This is a genomic window from Bradyrhizobium sp. UFLA05-125 (assembly GCF_059803515.1).
Genome location: NZ_JBANBJ010000006.1, coordinates 42,085 through 62,742, shown reverse-complemented (window position 1 = coordinate 62,742; position 20,658 = coordinate 42,085). Strand labels below are relative to the sequence as shown.

General features: G+C 63.8%; 20 protein-coding genes and 1 riboswitch. Of the genes, 3 read left to right on the top strand and 17 right to left on the bottom strand.

All coding sequences use genetic code 11. The features are described from left to right. Window positions 1-60 precede the first annotated feature (60 nt). The 5 genes from SO156_RS09155 to SO156_RS09135 form a co-directional block, all read right to left on the bottom strand. Entirely contained in the window at window positions 61-753 is a 693-nt protein-coding gene (locus SO156_RS09155; protein ID WP_458151227.1) for a hypothetical protein, read from the bottom strand. A 146-nt stretch (window positions 754-899) separates the two neighbouring features. Next, window positions 900-2,363 carry an MATE family efflux transporter gene (locus tag SO156_RS09150; RefSeq protein WP_498534548.1) on the bottom strand — a complete coding sequence of 488 codons (1,464 nt, stop codon included), beginning with the start codon at window positions 2,361-2,363 and terminating at the stop codon, window positions 900-902. A gap of 254 nt (window positions 2,364-2,617) precedes the next feature. Then, window positions 2,618-3,670 (bottom strand): hypothetical protein, encoded by a 1,053-nt coding sequence (locus SO156_RS09145; RefSeq protein WP_498534547.1) that lies wholly within the window; start codon window positions 3,668-3,670, stop codon window positions 2,618-2,620. A 102-nt stretch (window positions 3,671-3,772) separates the two neighbouring features. Further along, window positions 3,773-4,195, bottom strand: a complete 423-nt coding sequence (locus SO156_RS09140; RefSeq protein WP_498534546.1) for a PAS domain S-box protein — start codon at window positions 4,193-4,195, stop codon at window positions 3,773-3,775. Between the two features lie 110 nt (window positions 4,196-4,305). Further along, entirely contained in the window at window positions 4,306-5,412 is a 1,107-nt protein-coding gene (locus tag SO156_RS09135; RefSeq protein WP_458148502.1) for a 2'-deoxycytidine 5'-triphosphate deaminase, read from the bottom strand. A 109-nt stretch (window positions 5,413-5,521) separates the two neighbouring features. Continuing rightward, window positions 5,522-5,601: riboswitch (SAM riboswitch) on the top strand. A 74-nt stretch (window positions 5,602-5,675) separates the two neighbouring features. Between SO156_RS09135 and SO156_RS09130 the strand changes: the two genes are divergently transcribed. Then, window positions 5,676-6,863 carry an O-succinylhomoserine sulfhydrylase gene (locus SO156_RS09130; protein WP_458148501.1) on the top strand — a complete coding sequence of 396 codons (1,188 nt, stop codon included), beginning with the start codon at window positions 5,676-5,678 and terminating at the stop codon, window positions 6,861-6,863. A gap of 117 nt (window positions 6,864-6,980) precedes the next feature. Here the strand turns inward: SO156_RS09130 and SO156_RS09125 are convergent, their stop codons facing one another. The 3 genes from SO156_RS09125 to SO156_RS09115 are packed head-to-tail and all read right to left on the bottom strand — an operon-like array spanning window position 6,981 to window position 10,066. Further along, entirely contained in the window at window positions 6,981-7,973 is a 993-nt protein-coding gene (locus SO156_RS09125; protein WP_498534545.1) for an SGNH/GDSL hydrolase family protein, read from the bottom strand. A gap of 12 nt (window positions 7,974-7,985) precedes the next feature. Continuing rightward, the gene (locus SO156_RS09120) at window positions 7,986-8,765 is read right to left on the bottom strand and encodes an SGNH/GDSL hydrolase family protein (protein ID WP_498534544.1); all 780 of its coding nucleotides are present in this window, start codon (window positions 8,763-8,765) and stop codon (window positions 7,986-7,988) included. Continuing rightward, window positions 8,765-10,066 (bottom strand): OpgC domain-containing protein, encoded by a 1,302-nt coding sequence (locus tag SO156_RS09115; protein WP_498534543.1) that lies wholly within the window; start codon window positions 10,064-10,066, stop codon window positions 8,765-8,767. The genes SO156_RS09120 and SO156_RS09115 overlap by 1 nt, the downstream gene beginning before the upstream one ends. A 178-nt stretch (window positions 10,067-10,244) precedes the next feature. Here SO156_RS09115 and apaG point away from each other — a divergent pair, with 178 nt between their 5' ends. After that, window positions 10,245-10,640, top strand: coding sequence for a Co2+/Mg2+ efflux facilitator ApaG/CorD (apaG, locus tag SO156_RS09110; protein ID WP_027521510.1), 396 nt, complete (start codon window positions 10,245-10,247; stop codon window positions 10,638-10,640). Between the two features lie 124 nt (window positions 10,641-10,764). On the opposite strand, the gene SO156_RS09105 is transcribed toward apaG, so the two are convergent. The 3 genes from SO156_RS09105 to SO156_RS09095 all read right to left on the bottom strand — a co-directional run bounded on the left by SO156_RS09105 (window position 10,765) and on the right by SO156_RS09095 (window position 14,231). After that, the gene (locus tag SO156_RS09105) at window positions 10,765-11,772 is read right to left on the bottom strand and encodes an Hsp33 family molecular chaperone (protein WP_458148498.1); all 1,008 of its coding nucleotides are present in this window, start codon (window positions 11,770-11,772) and stop codon (window positions 10,765-10,767) included. A 327-nt stretch (window positions 11,773-12,099) separates the two neighbouring features. Beyond that, a complete protein-coding gene (gene argF, locus SO156_RS09100; protein WP_458148497.1) occupies window positions 12,100-13,023 on the bottom strand; it encodes an ornithine carbamoyltransferase in 924 nt (307 codons plus the stop codon). Further along, the gene (locus SO156_RS09095) at window positions 13,023-14,231 is read right to left on the bottom strand and encodes an aspartate aminotransferase family protein (RefSeq protein WP_458148496.1); all 1,209 of its coding nucleotides are present in this window, start codon (window positions 14,229-14,231) and stop codon (window positions 13,023-13,025) included. The genes argF and SO156_RS09095 overlap by 1 nt, the downstream gene beginning before the upstream one ends. Before the next feature lie 455 nt (window positions 14,232-14,686). Between SO156_RS09095 and SO156_RS09090 the strand changes: the two genes are divergently transcribed. Further along, a complete protein-coding gene (locus tag SO156_RS09090) occupies window positions 14,687-15,199 on the top strand; it encodes a GcrA family cell cycle regulator (protein WP_254102331.1) in 513 nt (170 codons plus the stop codon). Window positions 15,200-15,282: 83 nt separating this feature from the next. Here the strand turns inward: SO156_RS09090 and phoB are convergent, their stop codons facing one another. The 6 genes from phoB to pstS form a co-directional block, all read right to left on the bottom strand. Further along, on the bottom strand, window positions 15,283-15,990 hold the full coding sequence (phoB, locus tag SO156_RS09085; RefSeq protein ID WP_449377720.1) for a phosphate regulon transcriptional regulator PhoB: 708 nt from the start codon (window positions 15,988-15,990) through the stop codon (window positions 15,283-15,285). A gap of 14 nt (window positions 15,991-16,004) precedes the next feature. Continuing rightward, window positions 16,005-16,721 (bottom strand): phosphate signaling complex protein PhoU, encoded by a 717-nt coding sequence (gene phoU / locus SO156_RS09080; RefSeq protein ID WP_027521516.1) that lies wholly within the window; start codon window positions 16,719-16,721, stop codon window positions 16,005-16,007. Between the two features lie 11 nt (window positions 16,722-16,732). Continuing rightward, window positions 16,733-17,551, bottom strand: coding sequence for a phosphate ABC transporter ATP-binding protein PstB (pstB, locus tag SO156_RS09075; protein WP_458148495.1), 819 nt, complete (start codon window positions 17,549-17,551; stop codon window positions 16,733-16,735). Beyond that, window positions 17,548-18,393 (bottom strand): phosphate ABC transporter permease PstA, encoded by an 846-nt coding sequence (gene pstA, locus SO156_RS09070; protein ID WP_498534542.1) that lies wholly within the window; start codon window positions 18,391-18,393, stop codon window positions 17,548-17,550. The genes pstB and pstA overlap by 4 nt, the downstream gene beginning before the upstream one ends. Window position 18,394: 1 nt before the next feature. Beyond that, window positions 18,395-19,384: a phosphate ABC transporter permease subunit PstC gene (gene pstC, locus SO156_RS09065; RefSeq protein WP_498534620.1), complete on the bottom strand. Its 990-nt coding sequence runs from the start codon at window positions 19,382-19,384 to the stop codon at window positions 18,395-18,397. 194 nt (window positions 19,385-19,578) lie between these two features. Beyond that, window positions 19,579-20,589, bottom strand: coding sequence for a phosphate ABC transporter substrate-binding protein PstS (gene pstS / locus SO156_RS09060; RefSeq protein WP_498534541.1), 1,011 nt, complete (start codon window positions 20,587-20,589; stop codon window positions 19,579-19,581). Window positions 20,590-20,658: the final 69 nt, after the last annotated feature.

The following is a 20,658-nucleotide window of genomic DNA, read 5'->3' as shown; positions in this document are numbered from 1 at the left end:
CCACCCGTCCGTGGGCGAAGGATGGTTGCGCCGAGCCAGGCATCTGATGCGTCGCTGTGATCAGATCCGGTCGTTGATGAGGACGCCGGAAAGCGAAGGGTCGCTTGATTGCGTCGCGCTATAGGTCGAATCCGCGAGCGAGCTCTTCAGCGACTGAAGAAATTGTTCAAGCAGGTCCGCTGCCGACTTGCCGCTTGACGAACTATCCGTGGCATTGGCCGAGGAAGATCCGCTTGCATTCGTCGTGTCGCTTGATCCCGTCGCGGTGGAAGAGGTCGAATCCGTGAGCAGGCTTTTCAGCGAGTCGAGGAATTGTTGAAGCAGGTCCACCGTCGAATTCCCGCTTGACGAACCATCCGTGCTGTTGGCCGGAGGAGGGCCGTCGGGCGGCGGCGGTCCACCTGCTCCACCTGGTCCAGCTGCCCCATCCGGTCCATGGGAAAACGCCGCCTTGAAGATACCTTGCAGCTCGGTAGCCTGCTGGTCGGTCAGCTTGCCGGCCGAAACTTCCTGCTGGATGAGACCATCGATCTTTGACTTGAAAGCATCAGGCGACGATCCGCTCCCGCTGGATTGATCGCTCGCGCTGCTTGATTGCAAGGAGGAATCGATATCGCTGAGCGCGGACGACAGCGCCGACTGATCGGACGAATCGATCGCGCCGGAACTGACTTCCGCTTGCAGCTCATCTTGTAGTCGCTGCAACGGCGATGAGTGGTGGTGGCGGGAGGAGAGCGCCGAAATCGAGGTCATGGTGGCTTCCCGTGCTTTTGCTGGACTCGAGGTGACGTTGCCCTCGAGAGCTTGCGCGGGGCCTTCGGCAAGGAGCTGGGCCGGTTACTCGATGTTGCCAACTAGCGATAAGAAACATTTAGAAACAAAAGTCTAGCAGGCTGGTCCTAGTCCGCCGCGGCCGAAGGAGCCGGCCTGATCGCAGGCTTGCTCGCGCGCGGTCCCCAGCGCGTCAGCACGACGCTGGAACACGAGAGCGTTCCAAGCACGACCATCGAGCTTGCCGCGAGCCAGAAGAAGCTTTGTGCGGTCGCTTCGTGCGTCGACAGCCACCAGCCGCTGACCGCGATGAAGACGAGTCGCGCAGTCTGGGCCAGCACCGGCCCCAGCACCTTGGCCGCGCCCTGCGATGAAAAATACATCGCCGTGGCAAGGCCCATGAAGGCGTAGAACGGCGCGACGGTGGAGAGATATTGATGGCTCGTGGCGCGCACGGTCGCACTGTCGGTGAAGATATTGACCCAGAGATCGGGGAAGATCGCAACCAGGCTCGCGGGCGTGCCCACCGCGAAGAATGCGGCCACGCCGGCCGTCCAGGCAATACGGCGTGCGCGTGCGATCTTGCCGGCACCGATCGCCATGCCGACCATCGGCACCGAGGCGATGCCGAACGCGAACGCGATCGAGATCAGCAGAAATTCGAGCCGCGCACCGACGCCGTAACCGGCGAGGATCGCCGTGCCGAATTTTGCCAGCAGGTGGGTGAAGATCGAGATCGTCAGCACCGATTGCAGCGGCGAGAAGCAGGCGATGGCGCCCACTTTCAGGATGTCGAAGAACATCGCCCACTGGATCTTCAAGCCGGCCAGCTTCGGAACGACGCGGGCGCGGCCGGAAAACAGGTACCAGCTCATCACGCTGATATTGATCGTATAGGCGATAAGCGCGCCGGCGGCGACGCCGCGCATGCCGAATTGCGGGATCGGCCCAAGCCCGAGACCCAGCGTGCCGCCCAGGATGATCTGACACACCGCCGAATTGAGCATTAACAGGGAAGGCAGCTTCATGTTGCCGGTACCGCGCAGCACGCCGGCCAAGGTATTGAGCAGCCAGGCCAGCACCGCGCCGCCGAAGAACACCTGCGTGTAGGCGATCGCCTGCGCCAGCACGTTGCCGCGGCCGCCAAGCAGCTCGAGCAGATGCGGCCCGAAGATCAGCATGCCCAGCATGAAGACGAGGCCAAAGGCGATGCCAATCAGGAGCGCGTGCGCGGCAAGCGTGCCGGCGCGATCGCGATCGCCGGCACCGAGCGCACGCGCGATCGCGGAGGCCACCGCGCCGCCCATCGCACCGCCGGACATCGTCATCATCAGGATCACGCAAGGAAACACCAGCGCCATCGCGGCGAGCGATTCCACGCCGAGGCGGCCGATATAGGAGGTCTCCGCGATCACTACGCAGGTGCCCGCGGACAGCCCGATCACATTCGGCCAGGCGAGGCTGAGCAGCGTGCGCAGGATCGGTCCATCGACCAGCGCGCTGCGTGGCGCAGCAGGCCTCTCCGGCCGCGATGGCGGCGGCTCGGGACGCTCCTCCTCGACGGGAAGCTCGGCGACGCCGACGTCGGACATTTCCTCTCCGAAAAGCCTTCTGAACTGCTACGGCGAATTGGCCGCGGCGTCTGTGAGCGCGATCACGTTCACCGTCAATTGACCGGATTCAACCCCTGCACGAACGAGATGAATGACCAGTGTTAGCACGCCAGAGGCTGATTCCACCTGCGTCCCGCGCACAGGCCCCCATGCGGTGGCGCATTTCGGCACGCGGAAGGTGCTTCACTATCCCCGCAAGCGCGGCGAGATGGAGTGCACGGATCGAGGGTTGCCTAGCCGATGCTCCACACCAGTGGAGGCTTGCCGCCTGTGCCAGCTTTCAAACTGACATCGATATGACGCCCGCACCCGGCCGCAAGGCCTTCGAACAGGCCTTCCAGCACCTTCGCGCAAGCGCGATGGTAATCCGCCACGTCGTCCATCAGCTTCCAGCTCTGCTGGCGGATTTCGAATGTGCCTCCCGACGCAGCAAGATCGGCCGCATCGTCCTGCGCGGCGAGCAGCACGTTCAAGAAAGATGCAAACTCCTTCGCGCCGCCGCGGCGCGTGCCCAGCGCCGCCGCGGCCTCGTCAAAACTCTGCATGCCGATCAGCTTGCCCGTCAGATGCAGCAAATATCCGGCATCCTCGGGACCAAACAACTGCACCATCACGGGCGCGGCCGTACGGACATATTCCATCGCGTAATTACGATAGGCTTTTTCCAGCCGCGGCTTTGGCCAGCTCGCGACCGGCAGTGCCGGCGCGCTGTTCGCATCGAAGAGTGGTGCTTCGAGATGGCGCGCGAATACCAGGCGCTGGGCGAGTTCGAGGGGATCATCATATTCGTAGTAGTAACCTTCGAGCCCATCCTGGCCATCGACGCTTTGCTTGGTGCAGACGAAGCCGAGCCTGAGGTCGCCGAGCACGACGCCATTGTTGGCGTGCCAGCCACGCAGCATCGCGCGTGACACTTCGCCGGGAATGCCGCAGATCGCGGGGCCCTTCCAGATCCAGCGCGGTGGCGGATAGCGGATCCAGGCCTTGCGATCGCTCTCATACATGTATTCGACATGCACGCCGCCGATCCAGTTGGAGAGATAGTGATATTGCGCGGCCGCGACCGCCGGCGGCAGATGGCGCAGCCCGAGCTTGTCGAGCCCTGGCAGGAAACGCTCCTGCTGCTGGCGGCGAAACACACGGAAGACGAACTCGGCAGCATCCGCCGTGCCGCGCCGCGTCACCACGGTGAGGATGAGGCCGGTGAAATAAGCGTGGTAGAGATCGGCGATGGCACGCCAGCGTTTCCACTGGGCTTCCTGCGCGGAGTCCAAAGCGGTGGCCATGCTCGCTCCCGATCATTGTTTTGATCGAGTGTGTCACCGCCCCCGGTGACAGGCAACCGGACGCTCATGCAGGGCGCCTCAGCTCCTTCGTCCAATTCCGCATCACGAAGTTTGCGGCGGCGATGCGGCCTTGGCCGCGCGCTCGCGCTCGACCCTCTCGGTCGCGTCGCGCGCCATAGCCACGGCGCCAAGCACGGCACCAGCAACATCGCGGACCAGCGCAAAGGTCATCTCGATATAGAGCTTGCGCCCGCTCTTGTGCAGCGCGCGGGTCAGCGTGGGCCGGCCGGCAAGCTTCATCGTGCCGCTCGACGTCGCACTCTCAAAGCCCTTCCAATGCGCGGCGCGCAAATGCTCGGGTACGATCAGGTCGAGGTTCTGGCCGAGCGCTTCTTGTGCCGAGAAGCCGAACAGAGCGCTCGATGCGCGATTCCATCGAACGATCGTGCCCGCCCGATCCGAATAGATCAGCGCATCCGCGGCATCATCAAGGATTCTTGCGTCGAGTTCGGATTGATCTGTCATTTCGCCCTCCTTCACCGAGGAGCAGTCCGGATGGAGCGAAGCGTAATCCCGGACCCTGCTTGGCGAAAGCCCCGGATTTCGCTGCGTTCCATCCGGGCTACGAAATACGGCTACACCCGAAAGTGCTTGGAGAGCTTCAGGCCCTGCGCCTGGTAGTTCGAGCCGATGCGCTGGCCGTACATGGCGTCGGGGCGCGCCAACATTTTTTCGTAGACGAGACGGCCGACGATCTGGCCGTGCTCGAGGATGAAGGGCACCTCGCGCGAGCGCACCTCGAGCACCGCGCGCGCCCCCTGCCCGCCCGCACCGGCGTAGCCGAAGCCGGGATCGAAGAACCCGGCATAGTGCACGCGGAATTCGCCGACCAGCGGATCGAACGGCACCATCTCCGCGGCATAGTCCGGCGGAACCTGCACCGCTTCCTTGGAGGCGAGGATGTAGAACTCGCCAGGATCGAGGATGAGGCTGCCGTCGGGACGCGCCGAGATCGGCTCCCAGAAATCCTCGACCGCGTAGCCGGCACGGCGATCGACATCGACGACGCCGGTGTGGCGCTTGGCGCGATAACCGACGAAGCCGCCGCCCTTTTCGCCGGAGAGATCGACGGAGACGGCGACACCACCGGTGAGATCGGCCTCGTCAATGTCGACGAGGCGCTCGGTCGCATGAAGCGCCTCGAGCTGATCGATGTTGAGGATGGCATCGCCGGTGCGGAAGCGCACCTGCGAGAGCCGCGAGCCCTCGCTCACCAGTACCGGAAACGTTTTTGGGCTGATCTCGGCATAGAGCGGGCCGTGATAGCCCGCACCGATCATGTCGAAACGGCGGGTGCCGTCGGCGATCACGCGGGTGAAGACGTCGAGCCGCCCGGTCGAGCTTTTCGGATTGGCGGCCGCGACGATCTCCGGCGGCAGCGCGAGGCTCTCGAGCAGCGGCACGATGTAGACGCAATTGGTCTCCAGCACCGCGCCGTCGGTGAGGCTGAACTCATGCAGCTTCAGCTCGTCGATGCGTTCGGCGACAGTGGCGCCGGGCCCGGGCAGGAAGCTCGCGCGGACACGGTAAGCGATATCACCGAGGCGCAGATCGAGGCTCGCCGGCTGGATCTGGCTTTCGACGAAGTCGTAAGCAGGCAGGATGAGCCCGTCATCTGCCATCGCCGCGATCATGCGGTCGGGCAGGATACCATTGGCGTCGGCGGCGACCGTGAACGTCAACCGGTGGTCCTCATCTCGGGTCAAAACGCATCCAAAAATGCGTAAAACGAACCTTTTACCGCTATCCGATGCATGCCTTGACGAAAAGGCCATGGCGGAATATGAGCATGACTTATCCCGTGGTGATTTGAGCCGGCCGGCTTGCAGCCACGTTAAATAAATCGCTAAACAGGCCGGGGACCTCTGTGATCCCGGCCAGTGGAGATATCCAGGCCGGTTTTTTTGTGACCATTTTCGCATCAATGGTCATGTCGGAGGTACCTATGTCGAAGTCGCCCGCTACTTACCGTCCCGAAACCCGGCTGGTTCATTCCGGCACCCTGCGCTCGCAATATGGCGAGACGTCCGAGGCGCTGTTCCTCACACAGGGTTACGTCTACGCAAGCGCCGAGGAATGCGAGGCGCGGTTCAAGGGCGAGGATCCCGGCTTCATCTATTCGCGCTATTCCAACCCGACGATCGCGATGTTCGAGCAGCGCATGATCGAGCTCGAAGGCGCCGAAGCCGCCCGCTCGGCAGCAACCGGCATGGCCGCGGTGACGACCGCGATCCTCGCGCCCTTGAAGGCCGGCGATCACTTGGTGGCATCAAAGGCGCTGTTCGGCTCGTGTCTCTACGTGGTGCAGGATCTGTTGCCGCGCTACGGCATCGAGACCACGCTGGTCGATGGCCTCGATCTCGACCAGTGGCAGCGCGCGGTCAAGCCGAACACCAAGACGTTCTTCCTGGAGAGCCCGACCAATCCGACGCTCGACGTGCTCGACATTCCCGCCATTGCCGAGATCGCCCACAAGGGCGGCGCGCGACTCGTCGTCGACAATGTGTTCGCGACGCCGATCTGGCAGAGCCCGCTGGCACTCGGTGCCGACGTCGTCGTCTACTCCGCGACCAAGCACATCGACGGCCAGGGCCGGTGCCTCGGCGGCGTCATCCTGTCTTCGGAAGCGTTCATCGCCGAGCACGTCCATAACTTCATGCGCCAGACCGGGCCGTCGATCTCGCCATTCAACGCCTGGGTCCTGCTCAAGGGACTGGAGACGCTCGGCGTGCGCGTGCGTGCGCAGACCGACACCGCGGCCCGCGTTGCCGAAGTGCTCGCGAGCCATCCGAAGATTTCGCGGCTGGTCTATCCCGGCCGCGCCGATCATCCACAAGCGGCCCTCGTGAAGAAGCAGATGCGCGGCGGCTCGACGCTGGTCGGCTTCGAGGTCAAGGGCGGCAAGCAGGCCGCCTTCCGCGTGCTCAATGCCTTGAAGCTCGCCAAGATTTCCAACAATCTCGGCGATGCCAAGAGCCTGGTGACGCATCCGGCGACCACGACGCACCAGCGCCTGAAGCCGGAAGACCGCGCCGCGCTCGGCATCAGCGAAGGTTTTATCCGCTTCTCCGCAGGGCTCGAGCATGCCGACGATCTGATCGAGGATCTCACCGCGGCGCTGGAGAAGGCGTAACCACGTTCTCGAAATCGTAGGGTGGGTTAGCCGAAGGCGTAACCCACCTCTTTAGTTCTCCACTCGTCGAAAGAAGTGGTGGGTTACGCTTCGCTAACCCACCCTACGGCAATGGAGCTACATCGGCCGGTAGGTCCGCACGTCCGCAGGCACGTTGACACCGAGCTTGATCTGGCCGACGGAACGGATGATGTCGTCGCCGAGGAGCTGCGCGAAGCACGCGTAGCCCCAATCATTCATGTGCAGGCCGTCGGAGATCACGAAACTCTCGACCGGAATGGCCTGCTTCTCGTGCCAGTCGCGCATCACCTCGAAGCGCGGGAAGATACCAACGTGGCGGAGTTCCGCGACGCGGCCGAGCAGCTTCACCATCTTGCCGGCGCTCTCGGGGCGCTCGGTGACGCGCGGCGAATACTGCGGATCGACCAGCACGATGTCGGCATCGCCCGCCGCCTGGATGCGCGTGATGCCGTCCTCGACGAGCTTGGCGGTGTCGCCCGGATCGAGGTTGCGCAGCACCGCATTGGTGCCGACCTGCCAGATCACGAGGTCCGGATGCACGTCGATCACCTCTTTCTGGAGGCGCTTCATCATCTCGGGCGCGTCCTCGCCGCCGACGCCGGCGTTGATGACGGTGATGTCGGCGGTCGGATATTGCCGGCGGAGCTGCGCGGCAAGCCGGTTCGGATAGTTGAAATCAGGCGAGCTCGCACCGAAGCCTGCCGTCGACGACGAACCGAACGCGACGATGACGACCGGCTTGCCCGCGACCAGCTTGCCCGCGACATGCGGCAGCGAGCCCATCGATTTCGCGCTGCCCCTCGGCGGCAGGCATGGCACACGGCCAAAGATGTCGCCGGCAGATTTGGCGACCTGCTTGACCTTGTCGATGGCCCGCGCGGTGAACCCGCGCTGTCCGGGAGATTCTTGCTGGCTGGTCGCGGTGGTCGTGGCCTGCGGCGCGGGGGCCGGACCAGCGGCCTGCGGGTCCGTCGGTGCGGCAGCCACGGCCTGCGCGTGGGCGGGTGACAACGCAATAGGCATCAGCAGCGCGGCCGCTATGGGCGCAGCCAGCCATGCCGTCAGGCCAAAAGGGCGGAAAGAACTCATTTACGCTAAACCTCAGTTTTGCTGCTGGGCCGGACCGAGATGGGCTGCATCGACGACGAACTGCGCCAGCGCCCGGCCAAGGCAATCATGGACCTGTTTCGCCAACTCCGGCCCGCGCGACGGATTGAACAGGTCAAACTGACCCTGATCATTCCATTGACGCATGATCGCGAAACGGTCGAACAGCGGGATGTCATGCTCCTGCGCCACCACGCGCATATTATCGAGATAGGGCGGCACCGAGATCATGGTTTCGGTCCGCGGGCTGTACTGCAAGTTCATCAATATAACGTCGGCCCCAGCGTTTTGCAGCGCAGTAACGCCATCCGTGACGGCACCGCGGAACTCATCGGGATCGATGGATCGAATAGCATCCACGGTCCCGGTCTGCCAGATGACCAAAGTAGGCCTTTTCGCCTCCATGAGCTTAACGAAGCCGGATGCGGCCTCTTCTGCCGTCTTCTTGCTCTGTAGTTCTACGGAGACATGCACCGGTTCCGACGGCAGCTTCTCCTTCAGGACCGCCTGAAGCCGGGCCGGGTAAGAACTTTCTTCCGACGACGGGATGGTGGTCGACCGGCTGCCGATGACCAGGATTTCGAGGGGTTTTTCGCTGCTTACGGCCTCGGCGACCTTCGGCAGCTTGCTTTCGGTGGCGAGCAGGTAGGACGGCACCTCGCACGCCGCAGGTCCTGCGGGCGCTTGAGGCGCAGCATTATCCTCGGCGCGCGCGGAAGGCGCGGCAAGTGCACCGCATAGCAGGATCAGGCTCAGGAGAACCTTCGCCTTCATCAGCCCCCTCCCGCCAGATCGGCGTTGCCGGCGGCGTTTTTGGTTTTGGAACCGCTCTTGTCGGCCACCAGCTTGTACCACGAAATCACCCAGGCCATGGCCCACATGATCAGGATTCCGCAGAGACTAATCAGCGCATGCATGCCCGGACTGCCGGACACCTCGGCCAGGATGAAATGGCCGGCAAAGGCCAGGAACACGCCGAGACAGAAAATCTCCAGCGAGTGCTGGCCGCAGAGGATCAGCGGCCTCAGGAGGGGCGATTTCAGGCCCGGCCAGTCCCGCGGCAGGAAGCGCACGGTGAGCGCGGCCAGCGCCAGGAAATGCGTGAAGCGCAGTACGTCCAGATCGGTCTTGTCGATCGGATACATCCACTGCTCGATCCGCTTCGGCATGAAGTGGGAGAGCTGCGGCAGGTACCAGGTCAGCGTCACGTAGAACGCAGCCGCCAGATAGGCGATCGAAATCCACATCGTCACGGGTGATGCCAGGATCCGCGACATGCGCCGCGCACCTCCGAGCGCACACCAGGCCCCGAACACGAACAGCAATTGCCAGGCGAGCGGGTTGAAGGCCCAGAAGCCATTCGGATAGGCCGAAAGATAGAGATCGAACTCCCAGGTCACCACGTAGAGCACGACCGAGAGGCCGAGCGTGAGATCCGGCTTCCATTTCATCAGCCAGAGGATCAGCGGCAGCGCCAGCATCAGCACGATATAGAGCGGCAGCACGTCCATGTTGACGGGCCGGAAGCGCAGCAGCAGCGCCTGCACGATGGTGACGTCGGGCTGCTTGAGGAAATCCATGATGCCCATCTCTTCCGTGTAGAGCGGGTTCTCGAAGCTGGTCGCGACGTAGGAGATTTCCGCGAGGAAGATCGTGAACAGGAAGACGTGGGCGACATAGATCTGCCAGACCCGGCGCAGGATCCGCGCAGTGGCGATGACGAATCCGTTTTCCAGCATCGCGCGGCCGTAGACGAAGGCCGCGGTGTAGCCGGAGATGAAGATGAAGATCTCGGTGGCGTCGCTGAAGCCGTAGTTGCGGATGGTGAACCAGGTCAGCAGGTTTGGCGGCAAGTGGTCGATGAAGATCAGCCACAACGCAAGCCCGCGAAAGAGATCGAGCCGAAGCTCACGCTCGCCGATGACGGGCAGCGTGATGGCAGGCGCCGCCGCGCGCGGCTTCGCATCCACGGCCTTCGCATCCAAGGACTTGGCATCCAAGGACTTAGCATCTAAGGCCTTGGCATCCGCGGTTCCGGCGATCGGCGATCCCGTCACTTGGTCGGCAATGGTCATCGGGCCAAAACCCTTGCGCAAATCGCAGCGTTTGAGGAGTGTACCGGGCCGGTGGCCTGCTCGCAAAGCGATCGGATCACATTGGGGTGTAACTACCGTGCCGATTCGGGCGGCACGATGTCGCTGACGCTGCGGGCCGCGATTGGTTCCCGGTGAGGTTTTCGTTATGATGGCAACCATGTACCGTGCCGTGACCCGCCAGATCGAAGTGACCGTCGAGCCGAACTTTGTCCCGGAGCAGTCGTCAGCCGAGCGCTCTCGCTACTTCTGGTCCTACACCATCGTGATCACCAACTCCGGCGACGAGACCGTGCAGCTCAAGACGCGGCACTGGATCATCACCGACGCGACAGGGCGGCAGCAGGAGGTCAAGGGCGAAGGCGTGATCGGCGAGCAGCCGATCCTCGCGCCCGGCGAGCGCTACGAATACACCTCGGGCGTCCCGCTCTCGACCGCCTCGGGCTTCATGACCGGCCGCTACCAGATGGTCAACGAAAGCGGCGAGCGTTTCGAGATCGACGTGCCGACGTTTTCGCTCGATAGCCCGGATGGCGGCAAGCGGGTGTTGAACTGAGGGGCGGCATGCTGCGGTAGGGTGGGCAAAAGCGCGAAGCACCGTGCCCAACACCTCTCCAATCATGTGATAGCAGTGGTGCGCACGCTTCGCTTTGCCCACCCTACGACTTCTGACCGCTTGGCTAGGCGTTCTCCACCCCCGCCTCGTGCGGCGTGAATTGATACACCGAGCTACAGAACTCGCAGGTCACGACGACCTTGTCGTCCTTGACCATCGCGGCGCGATCATCGGGCGAAAAGCTCTTCAGCATCGCCGCCACCGCATCGCGCGAGCAGGAGCATTCCGCTTTCAGACCCAGCGGATTGAACACGCGCACGCCGCGCTCGTGAAAAAGCCGGTACAACAGCCGCTCACCCGAGAGATCGGGATCGATCAGCTCGACGTCCTCGACCGTACCGATCAGCGAGCGCGCTTCGACCCAGGCATCGTCCTCGGCGACGGTATGCGGCGAGGTGCCTTCGGGCGCGTCGCCGGGATGCATGTCGGCCTGTCGCGCGCGCTCCGGCGCCTTCGGCAAGAACTGCATCAACAGACCACCGGCGCGCCAGCGGTGCTTGCCGCCGTCGCTCGAGCGCCATTCCTCGCCGACGGCGAGGCGCACCTTGGTCGGGATCTGCTCGGAGCGCAGGAAGTATTCATGCGCCGCATCTTCCAGGCTGCCGCCGTCAAGTGCGACGAGGCCCTGGTAGCGGCTCATATCCGGGCCCTGATCGATCGTCATGGCGAGATGACCGCGACCAAGCAGCGAGCCGGAGTCCTTTGCCCCGCCGAGCCGCGAGGCATCGTAGCGGGCATAGGCGCGCAGGCGGTTGGGCGCCTTGAAGTCGACCACCAGGAATGACACCGGGCCGTCAGTCTGCGCCTGAAGGATGAAGCGGCCTTCGAATTTCAGCGCCGAGCCGAGCAGCGTCGTCAGCACGATGGCCTCGCCGAGCAGCTTGCCGACCGGCGCGGGGTAATCGTGCTTGGTGAGGATATCGTCGAGCGCAGGCCCGAGCCGGGTCAAGCGCCCGCGCACGTCGAGCGCATCGACCTCGAAGGGCAGCACGGCGTCGTCGACGGGAACGGAAGACGGCGCGCGAACCGGACTTTCGGGCCCGGCTTTGATGTCAGGGGATTGGGGGACCATGGCGCTCTATCTGGGGTCGGAGTGAACGAAATGAAAGGGGCGGCAAGGCGCTCCGTTTTTGATGCAGAATGGATCGTACACAGCACACCATATTCGGTGTCGTCCCGGGGCGCGCAAAGCGCGAGCCCGGGACCCATAACCACAGGATTGCGTTGTGGCGGAGATGACAACCCCGAGTCTTCGCCAAACTCCACCCTGTGGTTATGGGTCCCGGATCTGCGCTCCGCTTCGCTGCACTTGTCCGGGACGACGACCGAAGATAGGGCAACGCCACGCTGCCATCATCACGGTTCTCTCATTGTCGTCCGCCAGGACGGCGATCCAAACCTATTTCACCGCGTCAAAGCACCAGGCCAAAATACCCTTCTGCGCGTGCAGACGGTTTTCAGCCTCGTCGAACACGACGGATTGCGGACCATCTATCACCTCGTCGGTGACCTCCTCGCCGCGATGGGCGGGCAGGCAGTGCATGAACAGCGCATCGGGCTTGGCGAGCGACATTAGCTGGGCATTGACCTGATAGGGCTTGAGCACGTTGTGGCGGCGCTCGCCCTCCTTGTCGCCCATCGAGACCCAAGTGTCGGTGACGACGCAATCGGCGCCGCGCACCGCAGCTTCCGGATCGGTGCCCAGCATGATCGGAGCGCCCGTCGCCTTGACCCAGTCGCGCATCGCCTTTTTCGGCGCGAGCTCCGGCGGGGTCGCGACATTGAGGTTGAACTTGAAGCGCTCGGCGGCATGCGCCCAGGAGGCGAGAACGTTGTTGTCGTCGCCGGTCCATGCCACTGTCTTGCCCTCGATCGGCCCGCGATGCTCCTCATAGGTCATGAGATCGGCCATTACCTGGCACGGATGCGAGCGCCGCGTCAGTCCGTTGATGACCGGCACTGTCGCGTTCGCCGCGAGCTCGAGCAGCGCATCGTGATTGAGGATGCGGATCATGATGGCATCGACATAGCGCGACAGCACGCGCGCGGTGTCGGCGATGGTCTCGCCGCGGCCGAGCTGCATCTCGGCGCCGGTGAGCATGATGGGCTCGCCTCCGAGCTGGCGCATGGCGACATCGAACGACACCCGCGTCCGCGTCGACGGGCGCTCGAAGATCATCGCCAGCGTCTTGCCTTCGAGCGGCTTGACCGGCTGATGCGCCTTCTGCTTTGCCTTCATGGCCGAGGAGGCGGCGAGCATGCTCTTGAGCTCCGACAGCGGCAGCTCGTTGATATCCAGGAAGTGCTTGGGCGTCTTGCTCATCAGCTTGCCGCCGGCGTCTTGAGAGTGGATTCAATCGCGGTGCAGGCGCGCTCGAGCCGCGCGATGCCCTCCTCGATTTCCGCCTCGGTGACGATCAAGGGCGGCAGGAAGCGCACCACATTGTCGCCGGCGCCGACGGTGAGCAGCTTTTCGTTGCGCAGCGCCGTGGCAAGATCGCCCGAAGGCACCACGGCCTTGAGGCCGATCAACAGCCCCTCGCCGCGCACTTCGCTGACGACATCCGGATGGCGGTCGATCACGGAGGCGAGCTTCTGCTTGAGCAGCAGCGACATCTTCTGCACGTGATCGAAGAAGCCGGGCTTGAGCATGACGTCGAGCACGGCGTTCGCCGCGGACACGGCGAGCGGATTGCCGCCGAAAGTCGAGCCGTGCGAGCCGGGCGTCATGCCGGAGGCCGCCTCGGCGGTCGCAAGGCACGCGCCGATCGGAAAGCCGCCGCCGAGTGCTTTCGCAAGCGACATCACGTCGGGGGTTACGCCGAGGCGGCGATGTGCAAAGAGTTCGCCGGTGCGGCCCATGCCGGTCTGCACCTCGTCGAAGGCGAGCAACAGCCCATGCTCGTCACAGAGCTGGCGCAGCGCGCGATAGAATGCGGGAGGAGCAGAGCGCACGCCGCCCTCGCCCTGGATCGGCTCGATCAGGATGCCCGCAGTCTGTGGGCCGATCGCCTTCTTGACGGCTTCCAGATCGCCATGCGGCACCTGGTCGAACCCGTCCATCGGCGGACCAAAGCCTTCGAGATATTTTGCAGACCCCGTGGCAGCGAGCGTTGCCAGCGTGCGGCCGTGGAACGCGCCCTCGAAAGTGATCATGCGGTAGCGCTCGGGATGGCCCTTGGTGGCGTGATAGCGGCGCACCACCTTGATCACGCATTCCATCGCCTCAGCGCCGGAATTGCAGAAGAACACGAAGTCCGCAAAGCTCTCGTTGCAGAGCCTGACCGCGAGCTTCTCGCCATCCGGGCTCTGGAACAGGTTCGACATGTGCCAGAGCTTTGTCGCCTGCTCCTGCAGGGCCTTGACCAGATGCGGATGTGCGTGACCGAGCGCATTCACGGCGACACCCGATGTGAAATCGAGATAGCGCTCGCCACTGGTTGCGACCAGCCAGCAGCCTTCGCCGCGCTCGAAGCCGAGCTCGGCCCTGGCGAAAACGGGAAGCAGATGCGTCGCGGCGCTCTTGGTCATGGCGGTCACTTGGATGTTGGGGCCGGCTGAGGCTGCGTTGCGCAGCGCATCATTGACCTGCCCGGAAAACGAAACGTGCCGCCTTTTAAGGGCGGCACGTGTCACCATTTTATGCTTGGAAAAACCGCTGTCAATGCCGCCAGAAGGCCGTGCGAGGCGCGCGGCCCGTAGTCTTGCGGTGGCGATTTTGAGAGTTTTTTAAGACGGAACATGTGGACGCGGAGCCGCAGACTCTTGCGCGGGAGTCACGCCATATTGTAGCGTTTCTCCTGTCAGATACGACATCTCGTGCAGCAGTTCTGATCCTCTAAGTCCTCATGTACCGGCGTAACGTTCAGGTGCGTTTTTCGCGCCCGGCGAGCCTTAAGGGATTCTGACGGCACGGGTTTTTCGAGGCTTAGACATCGCCACGTGGCCCCAAGGATTGGCTGGCGCGCGGCGAGGGGAAGGGTGCAATGACGGTTTTGACCTGGTCCGACGATCGCGTCGAGCAATTGAAAAAGCTCTGGGAAGCCGGGCTTTCGGCCAGCCAGATCGCTGCCGAACTCGGGAATGTGACGCGCAACGCCGTAATCGGCAAGGTGCACCGGCTGGGCCTGTCCGGTCGCGCCAAGACCCCGTCCTCGGCGGCTCCCCGGCCGCGCAAGGCACGCCCCGCGCAGCACATGATGCGGGTGAGCCGGCCGATCTCGCGCGGCAACACCGCCCTCGCCCAAGCCTTCGAGGTCGAGGTGGAGCCCGATCCCATCACCTATGACAATGTCGTACCGATGAGCCAGCGCCTGTCGCTGCTCGAGCTCAACGAAGCGACCTGCCACTGGCCGGTCGGCGATCCCTCGAGCCCGGATTTCTTCTTCTGCGGCGGCAAGTCGCTCTCGGGCCTGCCCTATTGCGCGCAGCACTCGCGCGTCGCCTACCAGCCGGCGGCGGATCGTCGGCGCGCACCGGCTAAGCCGGGAACGCGCTGAGTTCAGCCACAAACGACAACGTCCCGGCGCAGGGCCGGGACGCCTGATCGAGAAACGTCAGCGCGCCATTTGGCGCGCTTTTTTTACGTTTGCTCAGCCTTCGCGAAACGATCATCCAGCGCGTAGCCGGCGCCACGGACCGTGCGGATCGGATCCTGCTCGCGGCCGAGATTGAGCAGCTTGCGCAGACGGCCGATATGGACGTCGACGGTGCGCTCATCGATATAGATGTCACGGCCCCAGACGCTGTCGAGCAGCTGCTCGCGCGAGAACACCCGGCCGGGATGCTCCAGGAAGAACTCCAGGAGGCGATATTCGGTCGGGCCGAGGTCGATCGGCCGGCCGGAGCGGGCGACGCGGCGCTTCTCGCGGTCGAGCTCGATGTCGCCGTAGGCGAGTATGGTCGCAAGCCGCTCGGGGCTTGCACGCCGCAGGAGGCCCTTCACGCGTGCGAGCAACTCGGGCACCGAGAACGGCTTGACGATGTAGTCGTCGGCGCCTGTCGCAAGCCCGCGCACCCGCTCGCTCTCCTCACCGCGCGCCGTGAGCATGATGATCGGCAGCTGCTTGGTCTCGGGCCTGGCGCGAAGCCTGCGGCACAGCTCGATGCCGGACAGGCCCGGCAGCATCCAGTCGAGCACGATCAGGTCGGGGATGTGCTCCTTGAGGCGGGTGTCGGCGTCGTCGCCGCGCATCACCGTCTCGACATCGTAGCCGTCGCCTTCGAGGTTATAGCGCAATAGCTCGGTCAGCGCTTCCTCGTCCTCAACAACCAGAATGCGTGCGCCCATGGCGTCGTCGCTCCTTAAGTGTTCGGCACGGTCGTGGCGAAGGTGGTCATGTCGCCCTTCGGACGCTTGTCCGCGATGGCCTGACCTTCGATCATATAGAAGACGGTCTCGGCGATGTTGGTCGCATGGTCGCCGATCCGCTCGATATTCTTGGCGCAGAACATCAAATGGATGCAGAACGAAATGTTGCGCGGATCCTCCATCATGTAGGTCAGGAGCTCGCGGAACAGCGAAGTGCAGATCGCGTCGACCTCCTCGTCGCCCTTCCACACCATCATCGCCGCTGGCAGATCATGCGCGGCATAGGCGTCCAGCACCGACTTGACCTGCTGCTGCACGAGGTCGGTCATGTGCTCCAGGCCGCGGAACAGCTTTAGCGGATGGAAATCGGTCTCGAGCGCGGCGACGCGCTTGCCCATGTTCTTGGCGAGGTCGCCGATGCGCTCCAGATCGGTCGCAACGCGCATGGCGCCGACGATCTCGCGCAGGTCGACCGCCATCGGCTGGCGGCGCGCGATCGTGAGCACGGCGCGCTCCTCGATCTTCTTCTGGAGCGCGTCGATCTCGGCGTCGGTTGCTACCACGCGCTGGCCGAGCGCGACGTCACGGCGGATCAGCGCATCGACGGAATCGACGATCATGCGCTCGGCAAGGCCACCCATCTCCGCAACGAGCCGCGTAAGCTCCTGGAGGTCGGTGTCGAAGGCCTTTGCGGTATGTTCAGAAGCCATTTCCTGTCTCCTCAGCCGAAGCGGCCGGTGATGTAGTCCTGGGTACGCCGGTCGCTGGGCGACGTGAAGATCTTGCTGGTCTCGTCGAACTCGATGAGCTCGCCGAGATACATGAAGGCGGTCTTGTCGGAGACGCGCGCCGCCTGCTGCATGTTGTGGGTGACGATCGCGATCGTGTAGTTCTCGGCGAGCTCCTGGATCAGCTCCTCGACCTTGGCGGTCGAGATCGGATCGAGCGCCGAGCAGGGCTCGTCGAACAGGATCACCTCGGGGCGCACCGCCACGGTGCGGGCGATGCAGAGACGCTGCTGCTGGCCACCGGAGAGCGACAGGCCGGAGGCGTTGAGCTTGTCCTTGACTTCGTTCCACAGCGCACCACCGCGCAGCGCCTTCTCGACCCGGTCGTCCATCTCGGACTTGGAGATCTTCTCATAGAGGCGGATGCCGAAGGCGATGTTCTCATAGATCGTCATCGGGAACGGCGTCGGCTTCTGGAACACCATGCCGACCCGGGCACGCAGCAGGTTGAGGTCGAGCTTGGGGTCGAGGATGTTGGTCTGGTCCAGCATCAGCTGACCGGTGGCGCGCTGCCCCGGATAGAGATCGTACATCCGGTTGAAGATGCGCAGCAGGGTCGACTTGCCGCAGCCGGACGGGCCGATGAACGCCGTGACGCGGTTGGTGCCGAGCGTCATGTTGATGTTCTTCAGCGCGTGGTGTTCGCCGTAATAGAAGTTGAGGTTGCGCACCGTCACCTTGGCCGGAGCCTCAGGCAGCGTCGGCGAGGCCTGACGCCCGGTGGAACCTACGGAAACGGACAGATCGCTCATTTTGCAGTCCTCTCGGCGCCAAGAATGCGCGCGCCAATGTTCAGGGCAAGCACGGTCAGGGTGATCAGAAGCGCCCCGCTCCAGGCCAGTTGCTTCCAATAGGCGTAGGGGCTCTGAACGAAGTTGTTGATGGTGACCGGCAGGTTCGCCATCGTCTTGTTCAGGCTCAGGCTGAAGAACTGGTTCGACAGCGCGGTGAACAGTAGCGGCGCGGTCTCGCCGGCGACGCGGGCGGTCGCGAGCAGCACGCCGGTGATGAGGCCGGAGCGCGCCGCGCGGTAGGCGATCCGCTTGATCACCAGCGAGCGCGGCAGACCGAGGGCGGAAGCCGCCTCACGCAACGCGTTCGGCACCAGCAACAGCATGTCCTCGGTGGTGCGCAGCACGACCGGGATCACGATGACGGCGAGCGCCAGCGCGCCGGCGATCGCGGAGAAGCCACGCATCGGCACCACCACCGCGCCATAGATGAACAGGCCGATGATGATCGAGGGCGCCGACAAGAGGATGTCGTTGATGAAGCGGATCACCGAGGTCAGCTTGTTGTTGCGGCCGTATTCGGCGAGATAGGTGCCGGCGAACATGCCGAGCGGTGCGCCGATGCCGACGCCGATCACGGTCATGATGATCGAACCGATGATGGCGTTGCGCAGGCCGCCTTCGGTCGAGCCCGGGGGCGGAGTGTCCGCGATGAAGATCTGAAGGTTCAGACCGGTGATGCCGTTGTAGAGCAGCGTGATCAGGATCAGCGCGAGCCAGGTGACGCCAAAGGCGGCGGCACCGATGCAGAGACCGCGGACGACGATGTCCTTGCGGCGGCGACGTGCGTAAATCGGGTTCATGTTACTTCCCCGCCTTCTTTTCGAGACGCAGCAGCATCAGCCGCGCGCCTGCGAGCACGAAGAACGTCAGCACGAACAGCAGGAGGCCGAGCAGGATCAGGCCTGACTGGTGCAGGCCGTCGCTCTCGGCGAACTCGCTCGCGATCGCCGCCGAGATCGTGGTGCCCGGCGCGAAGATCGAGGACGATATACGGAAGGAATTGCCGATGATGAAGGTCACCGCCATGGTCTCGCCCAGCGCGCGGCCGAGGGCGAGCATGACGCCGCCGATGATGCCGACGCGCGTATAGGGGATCACCACGCTGCGCACGACCTCCCAGGTGGTGCAGCCGACGCCGTAGGCGGCCTCTTTGAGGACCGGCGGCACAGTCTTGAACACGTCGACCGAGATCGAGGTGATGAAGGGCAGCACCATGATCGCGAGGATCAGCGCGGCGTTGAACAGGCTGAGATAGGACGGCGGGCCAGCGAAGATCGCGCCCAGCACGGGAACGCCGTCGAACAGCTTGATCATGAAGGGCTGGAAGGTGTTGGCCAGGAACGGGCCCAGCACGAAGAAGCCCCACATGCCGTAGATGATCGAGGGAATGCCGGCGAGCAGTTCGACGGCCATGCCGATCGGGCGGCGCAGCCATTGCGGGCAGAGCTCGGTGAGGAAGATCGCAATGCCAAGCCCCACGGGAATGGCGATCAGCATCGCAATGAACGAAGTGACGAGCGTGCCGTACATCGGCCCGAGCGCGCCGAGGACCGGCGGATCGGCGGACGGCGCCCAGCGCTGCGTCCACAGGAACGCGAGGCCGTACTCCTTCATCGCCGGGAAGGCGCCGACGATCAGCGACACGATGATGCCGCCGAGGATCAAAAGCACCGAGATCGCGCTGAGCCGCGTGATCCAGTAGAAGGTCAGGTCGCCGAGCTTGAACGCGCTCAAGGCCTTGGCGCGATCATATGGTCCGGCGTCGTCGACGATATCGCTCTGAACGGCCATCTCTGCCACGCCGATCCCCTATTGTACCTTTTACGTCATCTGCACGCCGCCGATGGAGGCGGTCTTGTCGACGATTTGTCCCGCGTCGTTCGGGATGGTCCGAAGACCAGGCCCGGAATCCTCCAGGGAGTTCCGGGTCGATTTTGCCACTCGCGCTCCGCGTGTGACGGAGCGCGAGTTTCGCTACGCTGCGATCAGCTCTTGATCTCGGCAGCCCAGGTCTTCTCGATCAGCTGAACGACGCTGTCGGGCATCGGGATGTAGTCGAGCTCCTCGGCCGCCTTGTCGCCGTTCTTGAAGGCCCAGCGGAAGAACTTGATGGCTTCCTGCGAGGCCGCCTTGTCGGTGGCATCCTTGTGCATCAGGATGAAGGTCGCCGCGGTGATCGGCCAGGACTTGTCGCCGGGCTGGTCGGTCAGGATGACGTAGTAGCCCGGAGCCTTGGCCCAGTCGGCGTTGGACGCGGCCGCCTGGAACGCCTCGACGGTCGGCTGCACCGGCTTGCCGGCCTTGTTGACGAGACCGGCGTAGGTCAGCTTGTTCTGCTTGGCATAGGCGTACTCGACATAACCGATCGAGTTCTTGGTCTGGCTGATGTTGCCCGACACGCCTTCGTTGCCCTTGGCGCCGACGCCGACCGGCCATTCGACGGCCGTACCCTCACCGACCTTGCTCTTCCAGTCCGCGCTGGCCTTGGAGAGGTAGTTGGTGAAGTTGAAAGTGGTGCCCGAACCGTCCGAGCGGCGAACGACGGTGATCGCGTCCGACGGCAGCTTCACGTTCGGATTGAGCTTCTTGATGGCGGCGTCATCCCACTTGGTGATCTTGCCGAGGTAGATGTTGGCGAGGGTCTCGCCGTCGAAAGTCAGCTCGCCGGGCTTCACGCCCTCGATGTTGACCACGGGGACGATGGCGCCCATGACCATCGGCCACTGAACGAGGCCGTCCTTTTCGAGCTGCTCGGCCTTGAGCGGCGCATCGCTGGCACCGAAGGTCACGGTCTTGGCCTGGATCTGCTTGATGCCGCCGCCGGAGCCGATCGACTGATAGTTCAGACCGTTGCCGGTCTCCTTCTTGTAGGCGTCAGCCCACTTCGAATAGATCGGGAACGGGAAGGTCGCGCCGGCGCCGGTGATATCGGCAGCGAAGGCCGACGTCGATGCGGCGACCAAGCCAGCAGCGACGATAGTTTTGATGAAATTCATGCTGGTCTCCATAGTGGGGAGCGAAGCGCCACGCGCGCCCGATCGCGCTCCCGCGCCGCTCGTTTAGGA

Bases quoted from the DNA above. Each gene is read 5' to 3' on its own strand.
- SO156_RS09120 (WP_498534544.1), bottom strand. From the start codon at position 8,765: ATGAAGGCGAAGGTTCTCCTGAGCCTGATCCTGCTATGCGGTGCACTT.
- SO156_RS09095 (WP_458148496.1), bottom strand. From the start codon at position 14,231: ATGACCAAGAGCGCCGCGACGCATCTGCTTCCCGTTTTCGCCAGGGCC.
- SO156_RS09145 (WP_498534547.1), bottom strand. From the start codon at position 3,670: ATGGCCACCGCTTTGGACTCCGCGCAGGAAGCCCAGTGGAAACGCTGG.
- pstC (WP_498534620.1), bottom strand. From the start codon at position 19,384: ATGGCCGTTCAGAGCGATATCGTCGACGACGCCGGACCATATGATCGC.
- argF (WP_458148497.1), bottom strand. From the start codon at position 13,023: ATGAGCAAGACGCCCAAGCACTTCCTGGATATCAACGAGCTGCCGCTG.
- pstB (WP_458148495.1), bottom strand. From the start codon at position 17,551: ATGAGCGATCTGTCCGTTTCCGTAGGTTCCACCGGGCGTCAGGCCTCG.
- apaG (WP_027521510.1), top strand. From the start codon at position 10,245: ATGTACCGTGCCGTGACCCGCCAGATCGAAGTGACCGTCGAGCCGAAC.
- SO156_RS09115 (WP_498534543.1), bottom strand. From the start codon at position 10,066: ATGACCATTGCCGACCAAGTGACGGGATCGCCGATCGCCGGAACCGCG.
- SO156_RS09140 (WP_498534546.1), bottom strand. From the start codon at position 4,195: ATGACAGATCAATCCGAACTCGACGCAAGAATCCTTGATGATGCCGCG.
- SO156_RS09130 (WP_458148501.1), top strand. From the start codon at position 5,676: ATGTCGAAGTCGCCCGCTACTTACCGTCCCGAAACCCGGCTGGTTCAT.
- SO156_RS09090 (WP_254102331.1), top strand. From the start codon at position 14,687: ATGACGGTTTTGACCTGGTCCGACGATCGCGTCGAGCAATTGAAAAAG.
- SO156_RS09150 (WP_498534548.1), bottom strand. From the start codon at position 2,363: ATGTCCGACGTCGGCGTCGCCGAGCTTCCCGTCGAGGAGGAGCGTCCC.
- pstS (WP_498534541.1), bottom strand. From the start codon at position 20,589: ATGAATTTCATCAAAACTATCGTCGCTGCTGGCTTGGTCGCCGCATCG.
- pstA (WP_498534542.1), bottom strand. From the start codon at position 18,393: ATGAACCCGATTTACGCACGTCGCCGCCGCAAGGACATCGTCGTCCGC.
- phoU (WP_027521516.1), bottom strand. From the start codon at position 16,721: ATGGCTTCTGAACATACCGCAAAGGCCTTCGACACCGACCTCCAGGAG.
- SO156_RS09125 (WP_498534545.1), bottom strand. From the start codon at position 7,973: ATGAGTTCTTTCCGCCCTTTTGGCCTGACGGCATGGCTGGCTGCGCCC.
- SO156_RS09155 (WP_458151227.1), bottom strand. From the start codon at position 753: ATGACCTCGATTTCGGCGCTCTCCTCCCGCCACCACCACTCATCGCCG.
- SO156_RS09105 (WP_458148498.1), bottom strand. From the start codon at position 11,772: ATGGTCCCCCAATCCCCTGACATCAAAGCCGGGCCCGAAAGTCCGGTT.
- phoB (WP_449377720.1), bottom strand. From the start codon at position 15,990: ATGGGCGCACGCATTCTGGTTGTTGAGGACGAGGAAGCGCTGACCGAG.